2 protein-coding genes are annotated in these 1,562 nt (G+C 64.1%); both read right to left on the reverse strand.

Going from position 1 to position 1,562, the window contains the following annotated elements:
• Positions 1-981, reverse strand: a 981-nt coding sequence (arnC, locus tag OXS31_RS23315) for an undecaprenyl-phosphate 4-deoxy-4-formamido-L-arabinose transferase (protein WP_267402351.1), incomplete at its 3' end; no start/stop codon positions are given.
• A 61-nt stretch (positions 982-1,042) separates the two neighbouring features.
• On the reverse strand, positions 1,043-1,562 hold a 520-nt coding region (locus OXS31_RS23320), incomplete at its 5' end, for a DegT/DnrJ/EryC1/StrS family aminotransferase (RefSeq protein WP_267402353.1).

Raw genomic sequence — 1,562 nt, forward strand, 5'->3', positions numbered from 1 at the left:
TTGGCGAAGCGGTGCCGGCGATGGGGAGGTGCCAGGCGCACTTATGATTTGCTCGATGTGGAATCGCGGTCGCGCACGGACATCGTTGTAAACCCGGCCAAGGTACTCACCGAGCAGACCGAGGCCGAGGAATTGGGCGCCGGTGAAAATGAACAGGATGGCGAACAGCGAGAACACGCCATCGGCTGCCCAATCAGCGCCATGGGTGAGGCGCAGGAAGAGCAGCAGGGCAGCAAAGAAGAAGCCGAACAGTGCCAGACCAGCGCCGAACAGGCTGAGCATGCGCAGCGGGGTGGTGGTCATGCAGGTCAGCAGGTCGAACATCAGGTGGATGAGCTTGAGCAAGCCGTACTTGGAATCCCCGTGCTCGCGCTCGGCGTGGGCCACCTCGATTTCGGTGGTGTGGCGGGCGAAGCTGTTGGCCAGGATCGGGATGAAGGTGCTGCGCTCGTGGCAAGCCAGCATCGACTGCACCACCTGGCGGCGATAGGCGCGCAGCATGCAGCCGTAGTCGCGCATGGCGACGCCGGTGGAGCGCTGCACGGCGCGGTTGATCAGCCGCGACGGCAGGGTGCGCAGGTAGGAATCCTGGCGCTGCTGGCGCACGGTGCCGACCACGTCGTAGCCCTGGGCGGCGGTGTGCACCAGGCGTGGGATTTCTTCCGGCGGATTTTGCAGGTCGGCGTCCAGGGTGATGATCAGATCGCCGCGGGCCTGCTCGAAGCCGGCGAGGATCGCCGAGTGCTGGCCGTAGTTGCGATTGAGCAGCACCGCCACGACCGGGCTGTCCGGCTCGCTGGCGGCCTGCTGCAGGAGTTCGGCGCTGCGGTCGCGACTGCCGTCGTCGACCAGGATGATCTCCACTTGGCAATCCAGCAGGCGGCAGGCGGCGCGGGTTCGGCGCAGGAGTTCCGGCAGGCTGGCTTCTTCGTTGTAGACGGGGATCACCACGGACAGCTTATCGATGGCATAGGGCTTCATACGCCTTCTCCAACAGGTTCTGAGTATTGCTTCACTGGGATACGAGATGCCGGATCACCGGTTAGGCTGTACCTATGGCAAGTACGTCTTCGATGGCAGTGACCACGCGGTCGATGTCATCTAGCGTCATGTCCGGGAAGAGAGGGATAGAGCACAGCCGTGCCGAATTCCATTCGCTGTTGGGCAGCGAAAGCGTCGGCCAACGCTCGCGGTACCAGGGATGCAGGTGGGTGGCGGTGAAATGGATGCCGGTGCCGATTCCGCGGGCCTTGAGGCCGGCCATGAAGGCTTCGCGCTCCATACCGCACCGCTCGGGGCAGATGCGCAGGATGTAGAGGTGCCAGGCGTGGGTCTGGGCGTAGTCGGGCAGCGAAAGGGGGGCGACCGGTAGATGCGCAAGACGCAGAATATAGGCCTGGGCCAGCAGCCAGCGGCGCTTGTTGATGTCATCTAAGCGATCCAGTTGTACCAATGCCAGGGCAGCGTGGATGTCCGAGAGGTTGTACTTGAAGCCGGGCTCCTGTACCTGGGCCTGGGGCTTGCGGCCCAGGGCGTGGCGGTCGAAGGCATCCACCGCCAGA

It is taken from the genome of Pseudomonas sp. GM_Psu_1 (assembly GCF_026544185.1).
Lineage (GTDB): Bacteria > Pseudomonadota > Gammaproteobacteria > Pseudomonadales > Pseudomonadaceae > Chryseomonas > Chryseomonas oryzihabitans.